The sequence below is a fragment of the Microcoleus sp. B4-D4 genome, assembly GCF_036705185.1.
Lineage (GTDB): Bacteria > Cyanobacteriota > Cyanobacteriia > Cyanobacteriales > Microcoleaceae > Microcoleus.
Genome location: NZ_JAUBTX010000076.1, coordinates 16,228 through 20,718 on the forward strand (window position 1 = coordinate 16,228; position 4,491 = coordinate 20,718).

General features: G+C 41.3%; 2 protein-coding genes and 1 pseudogene. 1 reads left to right on the top strand and 2 read right to left on the bottom strand.

Annotated elements, in window-relative coordinates:
• Both QUB13_RS29300 and QUB13_RS29305 read right to left on the bottom strand, forming a co-directional pair.
• A pseudogene (locus QUB13_RS29300) lies at positions 1 to 1,787 on the bottom strand (hypothetical protein); the annotation flags it as partial.
• A gap of 86 nt (positions 1,788 to 1,873) precedes the next feature.
• Positions 1,874 to 2,830: a GDP-mannose 4,6-dehydratase gene (locus tag QUB13_RS29305; protein WP_333388331.1), complete on the bottom strand. Its 957-nt coding sequence runs from the start codon at positions 2,828 to 2,830 to the stop codon at positions 1,874 to 1,876.
• Positions 2,831 to 3,193: 363 nt separating this feature from the next.
• Between QUB13_RS29305 and QUB13_RS29310 the strand changes: the two genes are divergently transcribed.
• The coding region (locus tag QUB13_RS29310) for a tetratricopeptide repeat protein (protein WP_333388328.1) at positions 3,194 to 4,491 on the top strand (1,298 nt) is incomplete at its 3' end.

Here is a 4,491-nt window from a genome sequence, read left to right on the forward strand (position 1 = left end):
TGATGTAGTTGAGACTCTGACTGTTCTAATTCCTGATGAGTTTGATGTAGTTGAGACTCTGACTGTTCTAATTCCTGATGAGTTTGATGTAGTTGAGACTCTGACTGTTCTAATTCCTGATGAGTTTGATGCAGTTGAGACTCGAACTTTTCCAACTCCTGCTGAGTTTGACGCAGTTGAGAGTCAGCCCGCTTGAATCCACTTTTATTCTCATGCACTTGTGACTGAAATTTTTTCAACAGAGTGTGACTTTGCTTCACATCCAACTCAGACTGCTCCAACTCTCCTTCAAGATCGAATAGTTGATGATAAACTCGCTTTAAGTCATGTTTATTTTGATAAACTTGTGATTGAGACTCTCTCAAGAGGCTCTCGGTTTTGTCCATTTGTGACTGGGACTGCTTGAAGAGGCTTTGGGTTTCATCCAATTGTAACTGGGACTGGTGCAATTGACCTTTAATCTGATGGAGTTCAGATTGGGTATTGAGTAATTCAGCCTGAGTCTGCTGCATTTGAAAGCGGCTTTTTTCTTCTTCCCACTGAGATTGATAAAGTTGAGACTTAATTTGTGCCAGTTCTGTTTGAGTCTGGTACAGTTTACTTTGAGACTGTTCTAATACGGCATGAGTCTGGCGTATTTGTTCCTGGAACTGTTCAGCTATAACCTGAAATTCACCTAACTCATGTTTACATTCTTTTAACTCTGTCTGAGTCTGATGCAATTGAGAGTGAGATTGCTCTAACTCTGTCTGAGTCTGATGCAACTGCGACTGAGATTGCTCTAACTCTGTCTGAGTCTGATGCAACTGCGACTGAGATTGCTCTAACTCTGTCTGAGTCTGATGCAACTGCGACTGAGATTGCTCTAACTCTGTCTGAGTCTGATGCAATTGAGAGTGAGATTGCTCTAACTCTGTCTGAGTCTGATGCAATTGAGAGTGAGATTGCTCTAACTCTGTCTGAGTCTGATGCAATTGCGCCTTGTCTTGATCTGCTCCTATCCGCTCCCCATAAGGCTTATTGTAAAACAAAGGCGTAGGTTCGACATTTAAGTTTAAATAGAAATCGTTTGAAACCTTAGAAAGCTCTATAACAGCAATCGCATTTGCAGTAATAAAAGGGTAGCTATATTCGCAATTACTAAGTTCTAAACCCTGAGATTCTTCCCAAAGCATATTAACTTGACCACCGGGGTCTCTATCTATTAGTTTCAAGAAACTTGTAGATACTGCTTCTTTGGGAATTCCATACTTATTGTAGAGAAGTGCCAAATATTGACCGCTGAACTGAATATACCATCTGCCGTCTGTAAGGGTTCCAAAAGGAACAGTAATCAGGGCTTTTCCATTAACAGCCAGCAGGTCGTAGATTTTGACAATCGCTTTTAGGGGAGCTTCTAGATCGCGACTATGATATGTATACTCTCCGTAACCACCTGTAGGATCGACTTCCTGCCCTATATGTTCAACAGTAGAAATACAGACTATTAAATTATATTTATCGGGAGGGTTAAGCTCCATTAAATCTTGATTATCTATACCTAAGCCTTTCTCAAATTTGTCTACAATTTCTCTCGATATAATTCCTATTTCTTTGCTGAGGGTGTTCTCATAACACGATAACACGTTACCCACCTCTAGTATGCGGGCAGACTCTTCAATATTTGCAGCCAAAAAATCAAATCCTATCGGAACTTCAACCGCTCTCTCCGATGGATTGTTATATTGAATGCGGTTGTAATAGAGTTTTTTTCCTTTAAACTCGAAAGTTTTTTTCCACTCCATCATTTTATTTCCCTCTTTTATACTACTAAACACTAACAAATTAATCTCCACTTTAGCTCTTTCTTGGCTTTACGCCTATAAATCCTTCCTTAAAAATTCACCTTCGCTTCCACCATCATTTTTACTACATCTCCCATTTTATATTTAGCCTCCCAACCTAACTTTTCCTTAGCCTTAGCAGGATTGCCTTTACCAAGTGAAATTTCTGTTGGTCGATAAAGACTCTTATCTATAACTGTATGATCCTCCCAGTCTAATCCTAAAGTGATAAATGTTTGGGCAACAAATTCTTGTAAGGCATGACTTTCGCCAGTCGCAATGACGTAATCATCGGGTTCCGACTGCTGCAACATCAGATACATTGCTTCCACGTATTCGGGTGCCCAACCCCAGTCCCGCTGCACGGAAATATCTCCCAACTCCAGCTTTTCTGGACTGCCAGCCGCAATCCGGCAAGCTACGGATATAATTTTTTGGGTGACGAACCGTGCCGGCCTCAGAGGTGATTCGTGATTAAATAGGATACCAGAACAAGCAAACAAATTGTATGCCTCCCGATAATTCGCTACTTCCCAAAACGCTGTTGCCTTGGCAACTGCATAGGGACTTCTGGGGTGAAATGGGGTGCTTTCCTCGGCTGCTTTGCCTCCAGTGTCGCCAAAACATTCACTAGAACTAGCATTATATAATTTAATCTTACCCCCTGTAAATCGAATCGCCTCTAAAAGATTTAATGTTCCCGTAGCAATACTTTCCAGAGTTTCTACTGGTTGCTCAAAGGACAACCCTACGGAAGTCTGACCAGCTAGATTGTACACCTCATCTGGCTCGATTTTGGCAAGGACTTGCAAAACGCTGCGAAAATCATTAAGGGACATGGATTCTAATTTTACTGAGTTGCGAATGCCTAAGCGGGTGAGATTGTGAAACCCTGCAATTTGGGCATCTCGCGATGTGCCGCAGACTGAGTAACCTTGATCTAGGAGTAATTTGGCTAGATAAGCTCCATCTTGCCCGGATATACCACAAATGAGTGCTTTTTTCATATAATCACCTCTAATTTTTTTGACGATCGCCTGTTTGGTGCTTGCCCGGTTTAATATATCTGTGGATACACTGAAGCCAAGTTTTGCTAGTTGACTTGACATTCGCTCAAGTGTTCCCTAATCCGGTTAAGGCTATATCTTTATTAACTTAAAGTCAATTTTTGAGCGCGACTTCATATTTGGGCGGCCAATCGTGAGATTTCAAAGACCTCATTGACAGATTATACCAGACCTCAAGCGACTTAATGATGTGTTGACAATGAATAAGGATGTATGATAAAAAATATGGTACTATAGTTATGCAGCCCCAGTCGGTCTGGGATAATATTTTTTATAGCAAAAAAGTAATTTAGAAAGAAAATAATGAACGAGCAAATGGCTGTGACCGAGTTTGACAAAGGCAATCAACTTCTCCAAGAGGGAAAACTAGAAGACGCGATCGCAGCTTTCCGCCGTGCGATTGAGCTAGATCCTGACATCTCTTGGTCTTACCACAATTTAGGGGAAGCTCTAGCAAAGCTCGGTCAATTCGAGGAGGCGATCGCAGATTTCCGTCGTGCTATAGAACTTAAACCGGATTTTTCTTGGAGTTACCACCACTTAGGGGATGCTCTAGCTCAACAACAACAGTGGGAAGAATCGGCTATAGCCTTCCGTAAGGCGATCGAACTTAATCCTGAACATTTTGGGACTTACGTGGGGCTAGGTAATAGTTTAGCAAAATTGGGTCAACTAGATGAGGCGATCGCGTCTTACCGTCGTGCCAGTGAACTTGAGCCAGGGGCGGATTGGATTCAGTATAGACTGGGGGATGTGCTGCAACAACGAACTCAGTTGGATTTGGAGGGGGCGATCGCTTCTTATCGTCGAGCTATTGAGTTAAATCCAGATAATGTGCAGGCTTATAGCAAGCTCTTAGAGATTCAATCTGATTCTAAAGAAGAAATAACAGACAAGGTTGAAGATAGTTTGGAGTTAGAGAAAACTCCGATAGGACAAAAGACTATAGAAGAAGCGATCGCCGATTGGCGACGTAAGGGTGAGTTAAATTCACAAGCAGATAATAATAGCCTATTAAATAGCTTAGAACCCATATCGAGTTTCCAGATTTCACCTGAACAGTTAGCTATTCGTTCAGGTGAAATTCTGGAAAAAGGTTCTAGGAAACAGTTAGTTAGTCCAACCGGAAATCAAGACTTAGTGTCTTATGGCCCCTATATTAATGTTCCTGATGGATTGTATAAAATTCGAGTTAACTTTGAGTTTTTAGAAGTCGATTCCGACTCAGACCCTGTATTGGAAAAGTATACTCAGACTGGTTATAAACTAGATATAGCAACTGAATTTAGTTACATTTGGCAGCAGATAAATGTCCATACTAGACAAGACAAACTAGAGTTTTTCCTAGAGTTAGTGGATGCTAATAACCTAGAAATTCGGTTTTGGGCAACAGGGAGAGCTTTTGCCATAAATTCGATAGAATTGAACTTGCTTTATCCTCCTAGGGCTCAAGACTTAGCTGCTGATTACTTTTTTGAGTTAGGAAAGCATCTACAATTCAAAGGAAAACAAGAACATGGAGGTAGATTACACCGCCGAGTAGCGGAGGTGAATCCAGAAGTTTATCTCGACAAAGCAATTGCTCATTGGAAGCAAGCTAG